Origin of the sequence: Streptococcus sp. (assembly GCF_030825805.1) — a bacterium.
Lineage (GTDB): Bacteria > Bacillota > Bacilli > Lactobacillales > Streptococcaceae > Streptococcus.
Genome location: NZ_JAPJPF010000008.1, coordinates 26,230 through 46,995, shown reverse-complemented (window position 1 = coordinate 46,995; position 20,766 = coordinate 26,230). Strand labels below are relative to the sequence as shown.

At 46.2% G+C, this 20,766-nt stretch carries 14 protein-coding genes; 13 read left to right on the top strand and 1 reads right to left on the bottom strand.

Annotation, left to right across the window (positions count from 1 at the left end):
* Positions 1–124: 124 nt before the first annotated feature.
* The 11 genes from RCH62_RS02395 to trxA all read left to right on the top strand — a co-directional run bounded on the left by RCH62_RS02395 (position 125) and on the right by trxA (position 13,663).
* Positions 125–1,162, top strand: a complete 1,038-nt coding sequence (locus tag RCH62_RS02395) for a M42 family metallopeptidase (protein ID WP_306474534.1) — start codon at positions 125–127, stop codon at positions 1,160–1,162.
* Positions 1,163–1,652: 490 nt separating this feature from the next.
* Complete coding sequence (gene trpE, locus RCH62_RS02390; protein WP_306474533.1) at positions 1,653–3,008, top strand: anthranilate synthase component I; 1,356 nt, start codon at positions 1,653–1,655, stop codon at positions 3,006–3,008.
* Positions 3,005–3,571 (top strand): aminodeoxychorismate/anthranilate synthase component II, encoded by a 567-nt coding sequence (locus RCH62_RS02385; RefSeq protein WP_287514962.1) that lies wholly within the window; start codon positions 3,005–3,007, stop codon positions 3,569–3,571. The genes trpE and RCH62_RS02385 overlap by 4 nt, the downstream gene beginning before the upstream one ends.
* A 64-nt stretch (positions 3,572–3,635) precedes the next feature.
* Complete coding sequence (gene trpD, locus RCH62_RS02380) at positions 3,636–4,640, top strand: anthranilate phosphoribosyltransferase (RefSeq protein ID WP_306474532.1); 1,005 nt, start codon at positions 3,636–3,638, stop codon at positions 4,638–4,640.
* Positions 4,637–5,404, top strand: coding sequence for an indole-3-glycerol phosphate synthase TrpC (gene trpC / locus RCH62_RS02375; protein ID WP_306474531.1), 768 nt, complete (start codon positions 4,637–4,639; stop codon positions 5,402–5,404). The genes trpD and trpC overlap by 4 nt, the downstream gene beginning before the upstream one ends.
* Positions 5,391–5,972, top strand: a complete 582-nt coding sequence (locus tag RCH62_RS02370) for a phosphoribosylanthranilate isomerase (RefSeq protein WP_195213759.1) — start codon at positions 5,391–5,393, stop codon at positions 5,970–5,972. Before trpC ends, RCH62_RS02370 begins: the two co-directional genes overlap by 14 nt.
* Positions 5,969–7,171 (top strand): tryptophan synthase subunit beta, encoded by a 1,203-nt coding sequence (trpB, locus tag RCH62_RS02365; RefSeq protein WP_306474530.1) that lies wholly within the window; start codon positions 5,969–5,971, stop codon positions 7,169–7,171. Before RCH62_RS02370 ends, trpB begins: the two co-directional genes overlap by 4 nt.
* A gap of 2 nt (positions 7,172–7,173) precedes the next feature.
* Complete coding sequence (gene trpA / locus RCH62_RS02360; RefSeq protein WP_306474529.1) at positions 7,174–7,959, top strand: tryptophan synthase subunit alpha; 786 nt, start codon at positions 7,174–7,176, stop codon at positions 7,957–7,959.
* A 109-nt stretch (positions 7,960–8,068) separates the two neighbouring features.
* A complete protein-coding gene (locus RCH62_RS02355) occupies positions 8,069–10,069 on the top strand; it encodes a peptide ABC transporter substrate-binding protein (protein ID WP_306474528.1) in 2,001 nt (666 codons plus the stop codon).
* Between the two features lie 114 nt (positions 10,070–10,183).
* Entirely contained in the window at positions 10,184–13,255 is a 3,072-nt protein-coding gene (locus RCH62_RS02350; RefSeq protein ID WP_306474527.1) for a CocE/NonD family hydrolase, read from the top strand.
* 93 nt (positions 13,256–13,348) lie between these two features.
* Entirely contained in the window at positions 13,349–13,663 is a 315-nt protein-coding gene (trxA, locus tag RCH62_RS02345) for a thioredoxin (RefSeq protein ID WP_006595996.1), read from the top strand.
* A gap of 366 nt (positions 13,664–14,029) precedes the next feature.
* Here the strand turns inward: trxA and RCH62_RS02340 are convergent, their stop codons facing one another.
* Positions 14,030–15,481 carry an alpha-amylase gene (locus RCH62_RS02340; protein ID WP_306474526.1) on the bottom strand — a complete coding sequence of 484 codons (1,452 nt, stop codon included), beginning with the start codon at positions 15,479–15,481 and terminating at the stop codon, positions 14,030–14,032.
* A 476-nt stretch (positions 15,482–15,957) separates the two neighbouring features.
* On the opposite strand from RCH62_RS02340, the gene RCH62_RS02335 reads away from it, so the two are divergent.
* Positions 15,958–19,050 (top strand): CocE/NonD family hydrolase, encoded by a 3,093-nt coding sequence (locus RCH62_RS02335; protein WP_306474525.1) that lies wholly within the window; start codon positions 15,958–15,960, stop codon positions 19,048–19,050.
* Between the two features lie 120 nt (positions 19,051–19,170).
* Positions 19,171–20,745, top strand: a complete 1,575-nt coding sequence (locus RCH62_RS02330) for a M20/M25/M40 family metallo-hydrolase (RefSeq protein WP_306474535.1) — start codon at positions 19,171–19,173, stop codon at positions 20,743–20,745.
* Positions 20,746–20,766: the final 21 nt, after the last annotated feature.

Here is a 20,766-nt window from a genome sequence, read left to right as displayed (position 1 = left end):
ACAATCCAAAGACAATTGAGAGGCTAGGACTTTTGTCCCAGCCTCTTTTTGCTTTCTGTCGGAGCTAGTCTTTTAGGGGCAGTCGTGCTATAATCGTACTAGCAGATTATTGAAGGAGAAATTCATGAATCAAACAGTCGAATATCTAAAAGAACTCACAGCCATCGCATCACCGACAGGGTTTACAGAGGAAGTGGCCAACTACCTGGTCAAGACCTTGGCGGACATGGGCTACAGCCCTGTTCGGACAGCTAAGGGGGGTGTGACAGTCGTCCTCAAAGGGGAAAATGACGAGCAACACCGCTACATCACGGCCCATGTGGATACGCTTGGAGCGATCGTACGGGCAGTTAAGCCAGATGGCCGTCTCAAGCTGGATCGTATCGGTGGCTTCCCTTGGAATATGATCGAAGGGGAAAATTGTACCGTCCATGTGGCCAATACAGGAAAGACTCATTCGGGTACTATCCTTGTCCACCAAACCTCTTGCCATGTCTACAAGGATGCGGGAACTGTGGAGCGGACCCAGGACAATATGGAAGTGCGCTTGGATGAAAAAGTGACCAATGAAAAAGAAACGCGTAACTTGGGGATCGAAGTGGGAGATTTTATCAGTTTTGATGCTCGGACTATCGTCACAGATACGGGCTTTATCAAGTCTCGTCACTTGGACGATAAGGTCAGCGCTGCTATCTTGCTCAACCTTCTCCGCATCTACAAAGAAGAATGCGTGACCCTTCCAGTAACGACTCACTTTGCCTTCTCTGTCTTTGAAGAAGTGGGCCATGGGGCTAACTCCAGTATCCCAGCTCAAGCTGTCGAATACTTGGCAGTGGACATGGGGGCTATGGGAGATGACCAGCAGACAGACGAGTACACAGTTTCTATCTGTGTCAAAGATGCTTCTGGTCCTTACCACTACGGTTTCCGTCAGCACTTGGTGGCCTTGGCCAAGGAGCAAAATATCCCTTACAAACTGGACATCTATCCTTTCTATGGATCCGATGCATCCGCAGCCATGAGTGCAGGAGCAGAAGTCAAGCATGGTCTTCTCGGAGCAGGGATCGAATCGAGCCACTCCTATGAGCGGACCCATGTGGATTCTGTGGTGGCAACAGAGCGCATGGTCGATGCTTATCTCAAGAGCGACTTGGTCAAATAAGCTTCGTTTTCAAGGTTAAAACATAGGATTGAATCTGCCTGGTCCAGTTGACTGGGTAGATTTTTTAGGATAAACTGTCAAAAAATTCTTGACAAGCCAAAAAAATGTAGTAAAATATGTAGTAAATCAGAAAGTAACTAGTCTAAGATTTTCAGGGAGCCTGCGGGTATTGTGAGTAGGTAGTCGGGATTAGTGAACATTGGGCTGATTGTTTAGAGTAGGAGAGGATAACACATATTCTTCTCGGTAGGCACCCCTTATCGTGCGACTCCTTGTTAGAGGAGATAGAGATAATGGTCGCTTTCTACCCTTTTGACCATTAACTGAGGTGGTACCGTGTTAAACCTGATTTAATGCCCTCACAGAGTGTTACTCTGTGAGGTTTTTTGTATTCTGTTGAAGTTGGTCAGCTTGCTAACTTCGAAGAGTATTGGATGTGCTTGGGTCAGGACTTGCATCGCTTCGTCCCTAGGAAAAGAAAGGAATTCCTATGAAAAAAATTTTACCAGCTGATACCTTAACCCCCATTCTAGCCTACATGCGTGTCCAAGGTGACCATAAGGTCATCCTTGAGTCGATCCCGCGTGAGAAGGAGAATGCCCGTTTTTCTATCGTGGCCTACAATCCAGTATTTGAGGTGACCTATCAGGATGGCATCCTTTATGAGAATGGCAAGGTGCTGGAGCAAGATCCTTTTGACTACCTCCACCAGGTAACGGTAAAGGGGCTGACGTCTGATCTTCCTTTCGCTGGCGGAGCCATCGGTTTTGCAGGCTATGATATGATCGGAGTCTATGAGGAGATTGGATCCATTCCTCAGGATACCATCGGGACACCAGATATGCATTTCTTCATCTACGAGTCCTATTTGATTTTTGACCACAAGAAGGAAAAAGTCTATGTGGTGGAAGACAATATCTACTCTGGTCGGAGCAATGACGCGGTCCGCCAATCACTGGGGCAAGTGGTGACCAATCTGCAAACTCAAGCACCCAACGAGTTCACCCCTCAGGCCTTGCAGGCCCTGCACTTCACCAATCATATCGAGAAGGAAGTCTTTATGGAGATGGTGGAGAAGGCCAAAAAGCTGATCCGTGAAGGTGATATATTCCAATGTGTCCTCAGTCAACGCTTCTCAGCAGACTTTGAGGGTGATCCTTTGGATTATTACCGGAATTTGCGCGTGACCAACCCATCCAACTATCTTTATTTCTATGACTTTGGCGACTACCAGATCATTGGAGCCAGTCCTGAAAGTCTGGTATCGGTGAAAAAGGGAGAGGTGACGACTAATCCGATCGCCGGAACCCGACCTCGTGGAGCGACGGAAGAAGAGGACCAAGCTCTGGCTCATGAACTCCTTCACGATATCAAGGAAACAGCCGAGCACCGCATGCTGGTGGATCTGGGACGAAATGATATCGGGAAAATCGCTCAAAACGGGACGGTCGAAGTGACCAAGTATATGGAAGTCGAGTATTTCCGCTATGTCATGCACCTGACCAGTGTGGTCAAGGGGCAACTCCTGCCACACCTAACAGCTCTCGATGCCCTTAAATCCACCTTGCCAGCTGGGACAGTCTCTGGGGCTCCTAAGATTCGGGCCATGCGTCGGATCTATGAGTTGGAACAGGAAAAACGTGGCGTCTATGCAGGGGCTATCGGCTACCTCTCAGCGACAGGGGATATGGACTTCGCCATTGCCATCCGGACCATGATTCTCAAGAATCAAAAGGCCTATGTCCAAGCTGGGGCAGGGATTGTCTACGACAGTATTCCGGAGAATGAATTTTACGAGACGATTAACAAGGCAAAATCAATGACAAGAATAGGAGATGTTCAATGATTTTATTAGTGGATAATTACGATTCCTTCACCTATAATTTGGCCCAATACTTGGGAACTTTTACAGAGGTTGAGGTCTTGCGAAATGATGATGAGCGCTTGTATGAGCATGCGGAAGTGGCAGATGCTCTCGTCTTCTCCCCAGGTCCAGGCTGGCCAGCAGATGCTGGGAAAATGGAAGCCATGATCAAAGACTTTGCAGGTAAGAAACCTATGTTGGGGATTTGCTTAGGGCACCAGGCCCTGGCGGAGACCTTTGGTGGCAAGTTGCGCCTGGCTAAGAATGTCATGCATGGCAAACAAAGCCAGATTACCTTTGAAACACCATCTCCCATTTTCAAGGATATTGAGAATGATGTGCCCATCATGCGTTACCATTCTATCGTCGTTGACCAAATGCCAGAAGAATTTGAGGTAACAGCCATTACCACGGACGACCAAGAAATCATGGCCATCCAACACAAGAGCCTGCCCATCTACGGACTTCAGTATCATCCTGAGAGTATCGGTAGTCCAGATGGTCTAAAAATGATCGAAAATTTTGTGAAGCTGGTCCTAGACTAGACCAGCAGTTCAAAGCAGATAAAATTTCTATTGAAACGTGTAGAAAAGACAAGAGGAAACCCTTATGAAAGAACTATTCTTACAAATCTCTAATCGCCAAGACTTGACGCAAGAGCAAGTCCAAGAAGTCTTTGATCAAATCTTGCAAAACCAACTATCAGAAAGTCAAATCGCTGCCTTTTTGATGGGACTCAAAACCAAGGGAGAAACAGCAGACGAAATTACCGGAATTGTACGCGCCTTAAAGGCCCATGCGACGGTATTGCCAGAGACCTTCTCAGATGCCATGTGTAACTGTGGGACTGGTGGTGACCAATCCTATAGCTTTAACATTTCGACGACTGTTTGCTTCGTTTTGGCTGCTGGAGGGATCCGCATGGCCAAGGCCGGTAATCGCTCTGTTTCATCTAAATCGGGCTCTGCAGATGTTCTAGAAGCGCTGGGCATCAATGTGGCTGCCTCACCAGAGACCCTCTCTAAGGCCTTGGACGAGGTTGGCTTGGCCTTTATCTTTGCGCAAACCATGCATCCGGCTATGCGTTTTATTGGTCCTGCTCGTCAAGCTATGGGGATTCCAACCATTATGAACCTGGTCGGTCCTCTTGCCAATCCACTGGATCTTGAAACCCAACTCATGGGACTCTACCGTGTCGAATTGCAAGAGATTGTCGCGCGTGCCATCCAGCAGTTGGGACGCAAACGTGCCGTCGTCATCACTGGTCCTGACAATATGGACGAAGCGGCTCTTTATGGAACCAATACCTATACCCTCCTAGAAGACGGCAAGATCAGCCAGCATACCTTTACCTATGAAGATCTAGGGATGGACAAGGTGGAGCTGTCTGAAATAACTGGTGGTGATGCCAAGGAAAATGCAGAAATAATCCTCAGTGTCTTGAGGAATGAAGCCAGCCCTTATCTGGAAACAACGGTTCTCAATGCTGGTCTTGGTTTCTATGCCAATGGAAAAGTCGCAAGTATCAAAGAAGGTGTGGAGCTAGCGCGTCAATTGATTTCCGATGGTTCTGCCCTTGCTAAATTGCAACACTTACAAGAGGTTCAAGTATGAGTAAAGCCTTTCTACCGACAATCCTAGAACAAAAAGAAAAAGAAGTGGCGCAAATGGTCATGGAAGACCTCCAGCCTCTTCGTCAGACCTATCGTCTCTACGATTTTCTCAAGAGCCATCAAGAGCACTTGCAGATCATCGCTGAGGTGAAGAAAGCCAGCCCTAGTATGGGGGATATTAACTTGGATGTGGATATTGTTGCCCAAGCCAAAACCTATGAAGAAAACGGGGCAGCCATGATCTCAGTCCTGACGGACCAAGTCTTTTTCAAGGGAGATCTCGACTACCTTCGTGAGATTTCTTCCCAGGTAACGACTCCAACCTTGGCCAAGGACTTTATCATCGATGAGAAGCAAATTGTCCGCTCTCGCAATGCTGGAGCGACGGTCATTCTCTTGATTGTCGCAGCCCTGCCAGAAGACCGGCTTAAAGAACTCTATGACTTTGCGACAGGGCTTGGTTTGGAAGTGCTTGTAGAGACCCATAACTTACCTGAGCTCGAAATCGCCCATCGGATCGGGGCGGACATCATCGGGGTCAACAACCGGAACCTGGTCACTTTTGAAACGGATCTGAATACCAGTCTTGAATTGTCCACGCATTTCAAAGATCAGCCGGTTTATATATCGGAGTCCGCTATTTTTAATGGGTCAGATGCGGCTCTAGTCGCTCCCTACTTTAATGGGATCTTGGTAGGGACTGCCCTCATGACAGCAGGAGATGTAGCAGAAAAAGTCAAGGAGTTACAAATTGACAAAGGTTAAAATATGCGGCCTATCTACAGCGGAAGCCGTTGAGACGGCTGTCCTAGCAGGAGCAGACTATATCGGCTTTGTATTCGCTAAGAGCAAGCGGCAAGTCAGTCTGGAGCAAGCCCATGAATTGGCGAGACTGGTGACTGGTCCGACCAAAATTGTCGGAGTCTTTGTCTCACCCAGTCTAGAGGAGTTAGAGCAAGCCATTGCTCAGGTTCCCTTAGACATTGTTCAGATTCATGGAACGTTTGATGAAGCTCTGATTCCAAAGATTTCAGTTCCCGTCATTCGCGCGATCCAGCTCAGTGCTCAGGAAGCCCAAGTGACAAGCCTGGCGGACTATCTGCTCTTTGATGCTCCAGTAGCTGGGAGTGGGCAAACCTTTGATTGGGACTTGCTGAAAGATCAGAAGATTCAGCAGAATTTCTTTATTGCAGGGGGCTTGACAGTGGACAATGTCCGCCAAGCTCGAGAGACCTTTCAGCCTTATGCCCTGGATGTCTCTTCAGGGGTCGAAACAGACGGACACAAAGATATAGAAAAGATAAAAGCATTTATAGAAGGAGCGAAAGCATGAACTATCAACTACCGGATGAAAAAGGGTTTTATGGAAAATTTGGGGGCCAGTTTGTCCCAGAAACCCTGATGACAGCCGTGATCGAACTGGATAAGGCGTACCGAGAAGCCAAAGCAGATCCAAGCTTTCAAGCGGAATTGGATGACTTGCTCAAGAATTATGTAGGACGGGAGACTCCTCTATACCACGCCAAAAGCCTCTCCAAGCACATCGGAGGAGCACAAATCTACCTGAAACGAGAAGACCTCAACCATACAGGGGCCCACAAGATTAACAATGCCCTTGGTCAGGTCTTGCTGGCTAAACGGATGGGCAAGAAGAAGATCATCGCGGAGACAGGGGCTGGTCAACACGGAGTTGCGACAGCGACGGCAGCAGCACTCTTTGAGATGGAGTGTACCATTTATATGGGAGAAGAAGATGTCAAACGCCAGGCCCTCAATGTCTTTCGGATGGAGCTCTTGGGAGCAAAAGTCCATAGTGTGACAGACGGATCGCGCGTGCTGAAAGATGCGGTCAATGCGGCCCTTCGTGCATGGGTAGCTGGGATTGATGATACTCACTACATCATGGGATCTGCCCTTGGACCAGCTCCCTTCCCAGAGATTGTCCGAGATTTTCAATCCGTGATTGGTATGGAAGCCAAACGTCAGTTTGCTGAAGTCTCAGGAGGAAAACTTCCTGATGCGGTCCTAGCCTGTATCGGTGGGGGCTCCAATGCTATTGGCATGTTCTACCCCTTCGTAGAAGACAAATCTGTAGCCATGTACGGAGCGGAAGCCTCTGGTCTTGGTTTGGATACGGACAAACACGCAGCAACCTTTGCCAAAGGTCGTCCTGGTATCCTTCACGGAGCCTTGATGGAAGTGCTTCAAGATGCCCATGGACAGATCATGGAGGCCTTCTCTATCTCTGCTGGATTGGATTATCCTGGTGTGGGGCCAGAGCATTGCTATTTCAATGAAATTGGCCGAGCAAGCTATGATTCCATCACGGATGAAGAAGCCCTCGAAGGATTTAAGTTGCTCTCTCGTTTGGAGGGAATCATTCCAGCATTGGAGTCCAGTCATGCTATCGCACTAGCGCAAAAAGTCGCAGCGAAAATGACTCCGGACCAAAATCTTATCATTTGCCTATCTGGTCGTGGAGACAAAGATGTCATGCAGGTGAAAGAACGGTTTGAAGCAGAAGGGAAGTAGAGATGACCAAAACACTAACACAGCATTTACAAGCTATTAAAGACAGCAAGCAAGGAATCTTCGTCCCTTACATCATGGCGGGGGATCATGAGAAGGGACTAGATGGGCTCTTTGATACTATTCATCTCTTGGAGGAAAGTGGAGCATCGGCTATTGAAGTGGGGATACCCTGGTCGGACCCTGTAGCGGATGGCCCAGTCATCGAGATGGCTGGTCAACGTAGTTTGGCCAAGGGAGTGACCTTAACCGCTATTGTAAAAAAACTCCAAGAACAAGAGACCAAGATTCCCCTGGTCATCATGACCTATATCAATCCGGTCTACCAATATGGGATTGAAGCCTTTATAAAAGAATTAGCTTCTACCTCCGTCAAAGGGTTGATCATTCCAGATCTGCCAAATGAGCATGCGGATATGATAGCACCTTACTTGGAAGGGAGTGATATTGCCCTTGTTCCCCTGGTCAGCTTGACCACAGGCATCGAACGCCAAAAGGCTTTGATCCAAGAAGCAGAAGGCTTTATCTATGCGGTAGCTATCAATGGAGTTACTGGGAAAATGGGCAACTACCGAGACGACTTGGATCAGCACTTGGCAACCTTGAGAGACTTGGCCACTATTCCAGTTCTGACAGGATTTGGGGTTTCCACCCAAGAAGACATCCAACGCTTTAATCAGGTATCGGATGGTGTCATCGTAGGCTCGAAAATTGTTCGGGACCTTCATGAGGGCAAAACCAGCGATGTTAAGGCCTTTGTAGACTATGGTTCACACTTTAATAAATGCTAAGGATAAGAAAAATTACAAAATTTAATAAATTTTCAGAAAATTACTTCTCTTCTGAAAATCTTTGTGGTATAATCTTAAGACAACCTTAAAAATTTATTAGGAGTAAACAATGAAAAAAAGAAATGTCATTGCTCTTGCAGGAGTAGCTCTTCTTTCAGCAGGTATTCTTGCAGCATGTTCTGGTGGTTCTAAATCATCAAGCTCAAGCTCAAAATCAAGTGAGTCAGGTCAAAAATTCTCTTACGTCTATGAGACAGAACCTGAAAACTTGAACTACATCACATCTGGTAAAGCTGCAACCCACGAAATCACAGGAAACTTGATCGATGGTTTGTTTGAAAACGACAAGTATGGAAATTTGATTCCTTCACTTGCTAAAGATTGGACAGTTTCAGAAGATGGCTTGACTTATACTTACAAACTTCGTGATGATGCCAAATGGTATGATTCAGAAGGGGAAGAGTATGCGGATGTGACAGCAGATGACTTCGTTGCAGGGATCAAGTATGCCGCTGACCACAAGTCTGAAATGCTCTACATCATTCAAAACTCTATCAAGGGCTTGAATGATTATGTTGAAGGTAAGACTTCAGACTTCAAAAATGTAGGCATTAAAGCAGTTGATGATCATACCCTTCAAATCACTTTGAACCAGGCAGAGCCTTTCTGGAATTCTAAGTTGACTCTTGGGATCACTTTCCCAATCAATGAGAAATTCGTTGAATCAAAAGGGGATAAATTTGCCCAAGCAAGTGATACTAGCTCTCTTCTTTACAATGGTCCATACATCTTGAAGAGCTTCACTTCTAAATCATCTATCGAGATGAGCAAGAATGAAAACTACTGGGATAAGGACAATGTTCACATCACAGACGTTAAGCTCGAATACTATGATGGACAAGACCAAAGTAAATTGGCGAACTCATTTGAGGACAACGCTCTTAGCCTTGCTAAATTGTTCCCAACTGGACCTGGATTTACAGACCAAGCTAAGAAGTTTAAAGATGAAATCATCTACACACCTCAAGATGCCAGCACCTTCGTTATTGGTGTGAATATCGACCGTCAGTCTTACAAGTACACTTCAAAAACAACAGATGAAGAAAAATCATCTACTAAGAAAGCTCTTTTGAACAAAGACTTCCGTCAATCAATCAGCTTTGCCTTTGACCGTGAAGCCTATGCTGCCCAAGCAAATGGTAAAGATGGAGCAAGCAAACTGATCCGTAACTTGTACATCCCACCTACATTCGTTCAAGCAGATGGCAAGACCTTCGGTGAGATGGTTAAATCTGAGTTGGTGACTTATGGAGACGAGTGGAAAGATGCAAATCTTGACGATGGTCAAAATGGTCTTTACAACGAAAAACAAGCCAAAGAAGAGTTTGCCAAAGCGAAATCTGCACTTGAAGCAGATGGCGTGAAGTTCCCAATCCACTTGGATATGCCAGTAGACCAAACGACTCAATCTAAGGTTCAACGCGCTCAATCCTTCAAACAATCGGTTGAAAGTACGCTTGGAAAAGAAAATGTCGTTGTCGATATCCATATGGTATCAAAAGAAGATCTCTTGAACGTAACCCTCTTTGCTGCTAAAGCAGAAGACGAAGACTGGGATATCTCAGATAACGTCGGATGGAGCCCAGACTATCAAGACCCATCAACTTACCTTGATATCTTGAAAGCTTCTTCTGGTGAAAACACTCGTACCTTCCTTGGATTTGACCCAAGCGAAAACAATGAGGCAGCTAAGAAAGTTGGCTTGTACGACTTTGAGAAGATGGTAACAGAAGCAGGAGCTGAAACACAAGACCTTAACAAACGTTATGAGAAATATGCTGCAGCTCAAGCTTGGTTGACGGATAGTGCTTTGGTCATCCCAACCACTTCTAAGACTGGTCGTCCATTCTTGACTCGTGTCGTACCATTCTCAGCACCATTTGGCTGGACCGGTGGTAAAGGGAAAGACAACGTTGTCTACAAAGGTATGGAACTTCAAGACAAGGCTGTAACAACCGAAGACTACAACAAAGCTCTTGAAAAATGGAAGAAAGAGCAAGCAGAGTCTAACCAAAAAGCTCAAGAAGAATTAAAAGATCACGTGAAATAAATATCTTTTGATCGAGGCAAATTTGCCTCGATTTTTTTCTTGTTCAGAATTTGCTATAAAAACGCTTACATAGTATAATAGCTGTATTGATTACAAAATAGTGAGGTCTCTTTTATGAAAAAGAAAACAGTGGTGTCCATGGTGGCTTCAAGCCTTTTGCTAGCTCCCTTTGTCTTAAATCAAGTGGTAGCAGCAGATGAGAACCTAGCAGAGCTTGCTCCAACGAAAGAAGTGGTGACTCAGGTGGCTCCGGAGCCTGTAGCTTCTGAAGGGGTAGCTTCCCCATCTCAAGTAGACCAGTCTGCATCCGCTCCAAGTGTGGAACCTAAGAAGGAAGTAGAAACTTCTGAACCTGCAGGACCGAGTCCAATTGCTCCGGCAGAGACGGAGAAGGTTGACCAGCCAGTCGGACAAGAAAAGACCGTGACGGTAACTGAAAAAACAAACCTCCCGCAGGCACCTCAGGGGGCAGGTGTCCCAACTAGTCCAGTGGCTTCGACGGGAACATCAACTCCAGCGACAGGACAAGTCTTAACCTCTTACACAGGAAGCTTGGCAAATAGTGAGCTCAAGGATAAGGAATTAACGGTTCAAAATGCTGTTGATGAATTGCTTCAGTGGGCTGCGACGGATTCCAAACAGGTCGGTCAATCGGCGGCGGATCGGGAACGCTTTGCTAAGAGTCTAGGAATGATCAGTACTCAAGAAGACTTGAACCGCAAGGTCAGTCAAGAAGAGCTGACCAATATGTATAGCATTGCTAAGAAACTCTATGATGCCTATAGGTCTGAAAAGAAAGCTCCTCTCTTTTTAAATGGGCGGGCTCAACCCATCTTCCCTTATACAACTGGGGAAAAATCAGATGAAGACTACCACTATGAGGATAGCGAAATCGTCCGCTTCCCAGTCTATGTGGAGACCGATTACGATACAGATGCGGATGGCAAGCCGGATCTAGTCAAGGCCATTGTCCAGTTGCCTAAGGCAGTTGCCAGGGGAGACTTCAAGGCAGCGACCATTCTGGAAGCGCGTCCTTATGTAGCAGGAACCTTGGATGAGAACTATGTGACTCTTAAAAGCTTGGGCTTGCCGACAGATGGCTCCTATGATATGAAGAAATTGCGGAAGCAACCGGCTAAACGTCAGGCAGTTGGAAACTCGTCAACAGTAGAAGCGGCTAAGAAGGCCAAGGCTTCGGATTGGTATTACTACAGTCCCTACGAGTATATCTATGACTACGAAAATCTCAACTGGTACGACTATTTCTTGGTCAGAGGCTATGCTTTTATCTCCAGTGCAGGACTTGGTACCAAGGGATCAGAAGGATTTAACACCACAGGATCTGATCTCGAAATCAATGCCTTTAAGAATATTATCGAGTGGGTCAATGGCAAACGCAAGGCCTACACCGATAAGACCAGCAATGTCGAAATCAAGGCAGACTGGGCTACAGGAAATGTTGCTATGACCGGTCTATCCTGGGCTGGAACCACGACCTTTGGTGTGGCAGCGACAGGCGTAGAAGGCCTAAAGACTATCGTTCCGGCTGCTGGGATTGCTTCTTGGTATGATTATTTCAATAGTCAAGGAACCCAGTTTGGCAATGCACCTTATAGTGACCTTTCATGGCTCTCCCTCTATGTTAGCACGCGGATGCTGGATCAAGACGATTGGGCAGGGATTTGGCAAAATTATGCCAACTATATCAACCAGCTCAACAAGGATCAAAATGCGCACGAACGCAATTACAGCGATGTCTGGAAGGAACGGGATTATACCCTTCATCCTGAAAAATTCAAGACCAGCGCTCTTTTGGTTCACGGTTTGAATGATGACAACGTTAAAACCAAGCATTTTGAACTCATGTACGATGCTCTCAAGAAGGCAGGCCAAGACGTCAAGCTCTATCTCCACCAGGGAGATCACGTCTATCCAGCAGCCATGTCTCGTGGTTATGGTATCCAGGCCAATGGCCAAGATTTCTATGATCTTTTGAATACCTGGCTTAGTCATTACTTGTACGGGGTAGAGAATCAAGTTGACAAATTACCAGCTGTCTTGGCTCAAAACAACTATGACCCAAGTAAGTGGACCACTTATGATAACTGGAAGACTTCGCAACGCCTCTTCCTTAATGCACAGTCGAAACGCTTGGAAGAGACGATTTCAAGTGACTACGCAGGAGCTGGCATAGAGATTGCTAAACGCAACGAAACTGTGAGCCAAGGATCTTCAAAAGCCAACATGACCTTTGTGTCAGAAGTGACAGAAGATACTACCATCAAAGGGCATATCCCTGTGCACTTCAAGGCAGCCCTGGCTAAGGGGAAAGGCAAGAACTTCCAGATCAATGCCCTTTTAGTCGACGTCTCTGATGAGGAATTTGATGTGGTCGGCAACGGTGGCGTCAAGGCGGATAAAAAAGCAGACGGCTTCTGGATGGGAAGTAACCTTTCTAATCTCTCAGTAGCAGAGTTTGAGACCATTAAGACCAAATACAAGGTCATTGCCAAAGGATGGATCAACCTGGCCAACCCTGAGTCTGGCTATGATTCAGCCAGCTCAAGAAATAGTATCGAGCCAAAAGCTGGAGATTTCCACGACTATACGGTCCATCTGCAACCAAACCTCTATACGGTTAAAAAGGGCCACAAATTAGCCCTAGTCTTCAATACCTATGATCCATCTGACTTAACCGTTGAAAATCCTTACGAAGTCACCTTCAAGACAGATTCGATCCGTGCGACCATTCCGATTGTAGAAGGGACGCGTTCGCAAGTAGCTACTTATCTTCCTAACGCAGCTGATACAGCATATGCTGCCCTTCCTGAGATTCAAGGAGCTAAATTGGTAGAACCAGCAGTTCATTACATCGAAGACTACCATCTGCCAGTCCTTCCAGAGCCTGAAATATATGGTAGCTCAGAGATTCCTGCTAGTACAAATCTTCGTCCTCTCGTCAAAACGGCTGAGAAAGAAACTGCAAAACCAGAATCTCTATCTGTTGCTTATGGACAAACATTTGCCTATGAGACGGGTAAAGCAGTAGTTCCAGCGCAAGAAAAAGCAGGTCAGCTTCCTCAAACAGGCACTGAAGAGGAATGGATAGGATTCTATGGGTTAGGTACCCTCCTCTTGTCTAGCCTTCTTTTCTGGAAGAAAAAGAAAGAAGATGTCCAAGGCTGAGAACGTAGCAAATATTTCTAAAAACTAGAATTTTGGTGTAGAATAGAACTATCAATGAGAGATTAGTGGAAAGCACTGATCAAAGGAGGAACTATGGTACACGTACTAACAGATGCAACATTTGAACAAGAAACTAGCCAAGGCTTGGTCTTGGTCGACTTCTGGGCAACTTGGTGTGGTCCTTGCCGGATGCAGGCACCAATCTTGGAACAGTTGGCAGAAGAGATCCATGAAGATGACTTGAAAATCTTTAAGATGGATGTGGATGAAAATCCAAACACTGCTCGTAACTTTGGCATCATGTCTATCCCAACACTCTTGTTCAAGAAAGATGGCCAAGTGGTGAAACAAGTCGCTGGTGTTCACACCAAAGAACAACTCAAAGCGATTGTTGCGGAATTAAGCTAAGATAAAAAGGGCCCCTTGGCTTCTTAGCGTATCAAACTCGTTCACTTCCGATGATGGAAGTGGGCGAGTTTTTTCTTTTTATGAATTTGTTAACAGAATAAGATAAGGAATTGACAGCGCTTTCCTAAGGTGTTAGAATGAACCTGTGGTTTGCCATAAAATATAAGAAAGAGAGTGGGACAGAAATCGGTAATTCGTTAGAATTCGATTTTGTCGTCCCACCTCCGACAGTTGAGTAGGACTGTAAAAGCTGATGAAATCAGCGTAGTAGAGCCCACTCAACCACTGCTTTTTGCTCGACAATCAAAAGACAATTAAAAGGCTAGAACTTTTGTCCCAGCCTCTTCAGTCAATTAAATTTTCTAGTTAGTCTGCTAAAATCCATACGCTGACAGAGCGTTCTGAGACTGGGAAATCAGCCCAGCCGTCTTCTTGGATTTGAACGGGTTCTTGGTAATTTCCTAGGGCATCGTAGTAGGTCTGTCCTGCATATGCTTGGCCGATTTCCATGCGTTTGGCAGATGCAGCCGCATTTGAAATGACGCAGGCGATAGGAGCAGACTCTTCCGTTCCAGAGCGAGTCCAACCAATGCAGTTAGGATCGTCAAAGTAGTCTTTTTGTTCACCGTAGGATAAGTCTTTTCGGATACGAAGGAGTTGATCAAGCTCGGCTTGGAAATCCTGCTGGGCAAAGTCCCCTGAAATCCCGTAATAGTCTCCGTAAAAGATACATGGAAGTCCGGCCTCGCGGAGGAGAATGAGGGCGTAAGCAGCAGGCTTGAACCATTCACCAACAGTGGACTCTAAAGCTTGTCCTCTTTGGGTGTCATGGTTATCGACAAAGGTTACAGCACTTTCTGGATGATTGCTTGCGAGCGTACCATTGAAAATAGTGGTTAAATCAAAGTTTTCCCCTTCTTGGCTAGCTCTAAAGAGATTTTGGTGGAGGGCAACGTCGACTAAGTCGAACTGATAGTCAATGCTAGCTAGGTAGTCATTGTTGCTTTGTTCATCCCCATTCCAAAACTCGCCAAATACATAGAAATCTTCTCCATATTTGTCTGTGATTTGTTGGATGAAGTTCTTCATAAAGAAGGAGTCGATGTGTTTGACCGCATCGAGACGGAAGCCTTCTACCCCAGTTGTTTCAATAAACCATTCAGCCCATTGGTTGAGGTTTTCGACCACTTCTGGGTGTTTGAAGTCGATATCGGCATACATGAGGTAATCGTAGTTGCCGTTTTCGCTGTCGACCAGATCATCCTGAGCCCAGCCTTTGTTGTCCCCTTGGATCTGGTAAATCCCACTCTTATTGCGGGAAGCATCGTAGTCGGTACCGGTGAAGTGGTACCAGTGCCAGTGGAAGTCATTGTAGGCTCCATTTCGACCATCAAAGGTAAATTTGGTCCAGCCCTTGATAGTAAAAGGCTCTGTCAAGACAATGGTCCGATCGTTAGGGTCCACTTCGACCACTTCAAATTTTTCTAAACCATCGGCTGCTGCCTTATGGTTGAGGACCACATCAGCCATGGGCTGGATTTCAGCTTCTTTTAAGGCTTGGATGGCTTGCAAGTAGTCCTCTTTGAAACCATATTTGGTGCGGACAGTCCCTTTTTGGTCAAACTCTCCAAGGTCAAAGAGGTCATAGACGCCATAGCCGACATCATTGGCAGATGTCGCTTTAAAAGCAGGTGGCATCCAGATTTTACGAATGCCCAAATCTGCCAGGTGAGGAGCATCTGCAGCTAAGCGGGACCAGTGTTGGCCATCTGAGGGTAAGTACCATTCAAAATATTGCATTAAGGTTTGATTTTCCATTTTGTTCTCATCTTTCGTGAATAATGCCTTATTTTACCAAAAATGACAGGATAGGGCAAAGGTTTGCACTCTCGAAAACGCTGTCTTTATTGGATTAAGGATAAATGGGCTGGAAACGAGCTCTCGCATGAGAAAAATGGGGAATTTGCCCTCATGAATAGGAACTATTTTTTTCGGTTTTGTCCAAGTTGGCTCAATCTGTCTAAAAAGGGACTATAAGTCGAAGAAGTGTCTCCATCATTTGATTGACAGGAAGGAATGTCTGTAGGATCTTCCCTGCTGTCAGTTAAGTTGTTATCCTGTTTGAAAGCTAGCGTAATACCAGATGGGAGGAATTCTAGCTTGCTGACAGGAGGAGATGCCGTTGTTGAAAGGAGGGTTCGTTTTTACTGCATCTATTGAAAAATGATCTTGTCTACTTATTGTTGTCGTTTCGGATAATCCGTTAAAACGACACCTTTCAAAGGAGTTTGTATATGAAAAAATCTAGCCTTGTTTCGATTGTTTTTGCAAGTTTGTTACTGAGTCCAGTTGTTTTGGCGCGCCATGTCCAGGCGGAGGAAGTAGCTACGAATGGTGTAGAACCAGCCTTGACTACCCAGGTGGGACAGCCAAGTACAGTTGAAGCCACTCCTATTTCAGATGCAGTTCCAGCAAGTGGGGAGCTGTCTCCTAAGAAGGAGCTTACGAATCAACCTAACTTGGATCAAGCGACTGCTGAAACAGGTCCTACAACGATTCAGCCGACAACGGGAAATGAATCCTCTCCGACCAAGGAGACTGCTGTAGCAGAAAAAGCTCCTGTCCAGCCTACTAGTGATGCTCCTCAATCAGCAGAAGTGTCAGATGCAGAGAAGAATCCTTCTCCAGTTTCTAGCGCTTCTAAAGTGACTCTAGGAGAACTTTCAGAAGTGACAGGTCAACCAGTAGCAGAGGCAGATGTGAAGAAGGAAGCTACAGTGATAGACGCTGTCAACCACCTCTTGAACTGGGCTTCGACCAAGGAAAACCAAGTCGGATCAACTGATAAAGACCGATTGGCATTTGCTAAGAGCTTAGGAATGGTCAAGGAGGGAGTAGAGGGTACTGCTCCAGTTACAGATCTCTCCAGCATGGTGGAAGTGGCTAAAAAGCTCCATACTGCATACCGAGCAGAGCGGAAGAAACCTCTTTTTTTGAATGGACGAGCCCAGCCCGTCTTCCCATTTTCACCTGGGGATGATATTGAGCATTATTCCTATGATAAGAGTGACATCGTCCGCTATATTGTCTATGTTGAAACTGACTATGATACGGATGGAGATGGCAAACCTGATTTAGTCAAGACCTTTGTACAGGTGCCAAAAGCTGCTGTCAATGGGGACTATAAGGCTGCCAGTATCTTTGAAGCTAGCCCTTATGTAACAGGGACGACCGAAGAGCGTACCTTAGAGGGAATTGGTCTCAAAGAAGGTGGAAACTTCGAGATGGCCAAGCTCTATGAAAAACCTGCCAAACGCCAAGCCAGCAAAACTGTAACGACAGAAGAAGTAGCCAAGGCGACCGATCCAAAAGAATGGTACTATGTCAATCCGCGTGAAAGCTCGGATGACTATACACACTATGACTATGAAAATCTCAACTGGTACAATTACTACTTGGTTCGTGGCTATGCAGTGGTGACCAGTAGTGGTTTGGGCTCAAAAGGATCCGATGGGATCAATACGACCGGCTCTGATCTTGAAGTGGCCGCATACAAGAATATCGTGGAGTGGCTTAACGGCAAACGCAAAGCCTACTCTGATAAGACTAGCAACCACGAAGTCAAGGCAGACTGGTCCAACGGCAATGTTGCTATGACAGGCTTGTCTTGGGCAGGTACGACGACATTTGGTGTAGCGTCCACTGGAGTGGAAGGGCTCAAGACCATTGTGCCAGCTGCAGGGATTGCTAGTTGGTATGACCATTTCAACAGCCAAGGATCTCCCCTTGATACAGGAGCTTCCAATGACCTTTCCTGGTTATCTGTCTATACCTCTGGTCGTATCCTTGACAAGGAAGATTGGGACAAGGTCAAGGATTACTATGCAGCCTATATCACCAAGCTCAATGAACTCCAACACAAGGATGGTCATAATTATAACGAAGAATATGCGAAACGCGACTACACGCTCAACGCTGCCAACTTAAAGGCAGCTCCTCTCATTATCCAAGGGCTCAATGATGACAACGTCAAGCCTAAACATTTCGAACTTATGCTGGAAGCCTATAAGAAGGCAGGAATCGATCCCAAGGTCTTGCTCCACCAGGGCAATCACATCTATCCATCCACGCGTTGGTCAGGGACAGAAGTGGCAGGACAAGCTTTTAATGACCTGATGAATCTCTGGTATAGCCATTACCTCTACGGTATCGAAAATGGCATTGAAAATCTCCCACAAGTAACGGCTCAGGACAATTTGGATCCTAGCAAGTGGCACCGTTTTGACAAATGGGATACGGATCAAGCTATCTCAGGTCGGATCTACTCCAAGCGTGAAGAGGTAACGGTAACGGGGGATTATTATGGCACGGGAAACAACTGGACAACACGCAACCAGGATGCAGCCTTCCATTCTTCCGAAGTGGCAGCTTCCTATGCAGCCACCGTCGACCAAGATACGACCATTAAAGGTCATATTCCGGTGCATTTTAGCGCAGCTTTTGTCAAGGGAGACAAGAACCATGCCCATGTCAGTGCGACCCTGATGGATGTTTCCGATGAGGAATTTGATGTCGTTAAGGAAGAAATCACCTATGATAAAGATGGCTACAGCACGCGCACACTGGAAAAAGAAACCATCGATGAGACAGGTTACTGGAACGGTAGCAACCTAGAGACTCTGCCTCTCAAACGTTATAAGACCCACAAGGTTAAGAGTGTGGTGATTGCGCGTGGTTGGATGAATCTGGCCAATCCAGCTTCTCGCTATGACTCTGCTAGCTCTAGTCAGTCCATCGATGTGAAAGAAAATGAATTCCATGATTACACCATGTACTTGCAGCCAAACTTGTATACAGTGAAAAAAGGTCATCGTCTGGTCTTGAGTCTACACACCTATGATCCGGATTATATCTATTTTGCGGATCCATATGAAGTGACCTTCAAAACAGACTCTATTTCAACAACCATCCCAACTGTCGAAGCTAGTCGGTCGCTCTTATTCCGCTACCAGCCAAGTGAAAAGGATACTGAATATGCAAGCTTGGCAGATCGTATTCTCCCAATTGCTAAGAAGAAGCCTACTGTAGTGGAAGAAGCCGGTAAGGTCTCTGTTGCTGATCAAGCTAATCATCTGGAACAACAACCACCAGTCGGACGAGACCAAATGGACTTCCGTAAAGAACAGAAAGAAGAATTGGCTCAATTAGCACACGTCAGCGAAAGCAAAAGCCAAGGAGAGGAAAGTGTCGCTCGCTTGCCTGAAAAGGAGGAAGCTCACTTGCCTGAAACTGGAGAAACAGTAAATATCTGGACAGTTTATGGCTTGCTAACCTTCCTTGCGACTAGCTTGTGGAAAGTTGTCTACCGTCGCAAAGAAGATCAATAATACCAGACTGATCGCCCAAGGGTGATAGCATACCAAAGGATCCAGTCCATCAGAAGGAGGCTTTCATTGAGATCCATAGAACATTTCCAAGAACAAATTGCCACCATTTTTCAAGAGGCAATGTCCATACCGAGCTTTACTAATACCGAGACAGAAAGGGAGATAGAAGACTATCTAGACCAACGAATTGGGTCTATTCCATATTTCAAGAGTCACCCCCAGCACTTTGGTCTCTACCCTCTTCCCAATGACCATCTTCATCGCAGTGTCAATTGGGCCTTGGTCGATAAGGGCAAGAAAAAGACAGTGATCCTTTTTCACCACCACGATACGGTAGATTTAGAAGATTACGGTCCCCTAGCCCCTATAGCTTTGGATTCCGAGGCACTGGTTCAAGCCTTGAAGGGCATTGATTTTCGATCAGAAATGCAGGAGGACCTAGATTCTGGCCAATGGCAATTTGGACGAGGTTCTTGTGACATGAAGGCGGCTTTAGCGCTCCAACTGGGTGTCTTAGAAGCCTACGCCTCCGATCCAGAAGGGGGTCAGGTCAACCTCCTTTACCTATCTGTGGGAGATGAGGAGTCCTATTCACGTGGGATGAGAGGAGCATTAAGTTTGCTCTGTCAGTTAAAAGATGAGTTTGACTTGGACTATGTCTTAGCGGTCGATTCAGAACCCTTTGAAGCCACTAGTGATAAGGAGAAGGTCCTGCACATCGGTACTGTCGGCAAGCTCATGCCAGTCGTCGTGGCCCAGGGGGTCTTATCCCATATGAAGGAGCCTCTTAAAGGAATCAACGCCCTCTCTCTCCTAATAGCAGTCGCTTCGAAATTGGATCTCCATCCGGACCTATCCGACCAAGCGCTGGGAGAGCAGTCTCCTCTTCCTTCTTGGTCTTATCTGCGAGATTTGAAGGACCAGTATGATGTATCGACGGTCCTCTATGCTGCTGGCTATTTCAGTGTGCTGCATCTGAAAAAGACTCCACAAGAATTGCTGCAACGCATCAAGGAGTTGAGCCAGGAAGCGGTTGATGAGTTTTATGTCAAATACCTGTCCCTCCAGGACCAAGCAGGACAAGAACATGTGATAGCTCAGCCATGGGTGATCAGCTATCAAGAATTGCTGGATCGTTGCCAAAAGAAGGAAGGCTTTTCAAGCTTCCAAGAGCAATGTGAGCAAAGGGCCTACCAAGCTTTCTTAGCTGGAGTCAGCTATCAGGCCATTGCCATCCAGCAGATCCAAGCTTACTTAGACTTCCTAGCGGAGAAGACTCCATTGGTTGTCATTGGCTTTGCACCACCCTATTACCCATCCATGAACTGTCGTTCTTTACCAAACACCAGTCTCAAAATTGGCACCCTGGTGGATGATTACCGCCACTATTTAGGAAAACGCGGCCTGAGCCTAAAGGTGGAGGAATACTTCATGGGCATTTGTGACACCAGTTATTGTGCCTTGGAGAGAGACCTAGCAAGCTATCAGGTCGTCTTGGATAGTTTGGCGACCCCTTCTCAAGTCTACGAGTTGGATCTGGAAAAAATTGCCCAGATCCAAGTGCCGGCGGTCAATTTAGGACCTTGGGGCAAGGAGCTCCATCAACGAGGGGAGCGGGTCTATAGGGAGGATCTCCTGGAGACCATCCCTAACTATCTATTTGGCCTTCTCTACCGTTTTGAGGAATTGCTTTAATACTTAAGTTTTCCATTGACA

Coding starts and splice junctions, on each gene's coding strand:
- RCH62_RS02395 (WP_306474534.1), top strand. CDS start 125: ATGAATCAAACAGTCGAATATCTAAAAGAACTCACAGCCATCGCATCA.
- trpE (WP_306474533.1), top strand. CDS start 1,653: ATGAAAAAAATTTTACCAGCTGATACCTTAACCCCCATTCTAGCCTAC.
- RCH62_RS02385 (WP_287514962.1), top strand. CDS start 3,005: ATGATTTTATTAGTGGATAATTACGATTCCTTCACCTATAATTTGGCC.
- trpD (WP_306474532.1), top strand. CDS start 3,636: ATGAAAGAACTATTCTTACAAATCTCTAATCGCCAAGACTTGACGCAA.
- trpC (WP_306474531.1), top strand. CDS start 4,637: ATGAGTAAAGCCTTTCTACCGACAATCCTAGAACAAAAAGAAAAAGAA.
- trpB (WP_306474530.1), top strand. CDS start 5,969: ATGAACTATCAACTACCGGATGAAAAAGGGTTTTATGGAAAATTTGGG.
- trpA (WP_306474529.1), top strand. CDS start 7,174: ATGACCAAAACACTAACACAGCATTTACAAGCTATTAAAGACAGCAAG.
- RCH62_RS02355 (WP_306474528.1), top strand. CDS start 8,069: ATGAAAAAAAGAAATGTCATTGCTCTTGCAGGAGTAGCTCTTCTTTCA.
- RCH62_RS02350 (WP_306474527.1), top strand. CDS start 10,184: ATGAAAAAGAAAACAGTGGTGTCCATGGTGGCTTCAAGCCTTTTGCTA.
- trxA (WP_006595996.1), top strand. CDS start 13,349: ATGGTACACGTACTAACAGATGCAACATTTGAACAAGAAACTAGCCAA.
- RCH62_RS02340 (WP_306474526.1), bottom strand. CDS start 15,481: ATGGAAAATCAAACCTTAATGCAATATTTTGAATGGTACTTACCCTCA.
- RCH62_RS02335 (WP_306474525.1), top strand. CDS start 15,958: ATGAAAAAATCTAGCCTTGTTTCGATTGTTTTTGCAAGTTTGTTACTG.
- RCH62_RS02330 (WP_306474535.1), top strand. CDS start 19,171: ATGTCCATACCGAGCTTTACTAATACCGAGACAGAAAGGGAGATAGAA.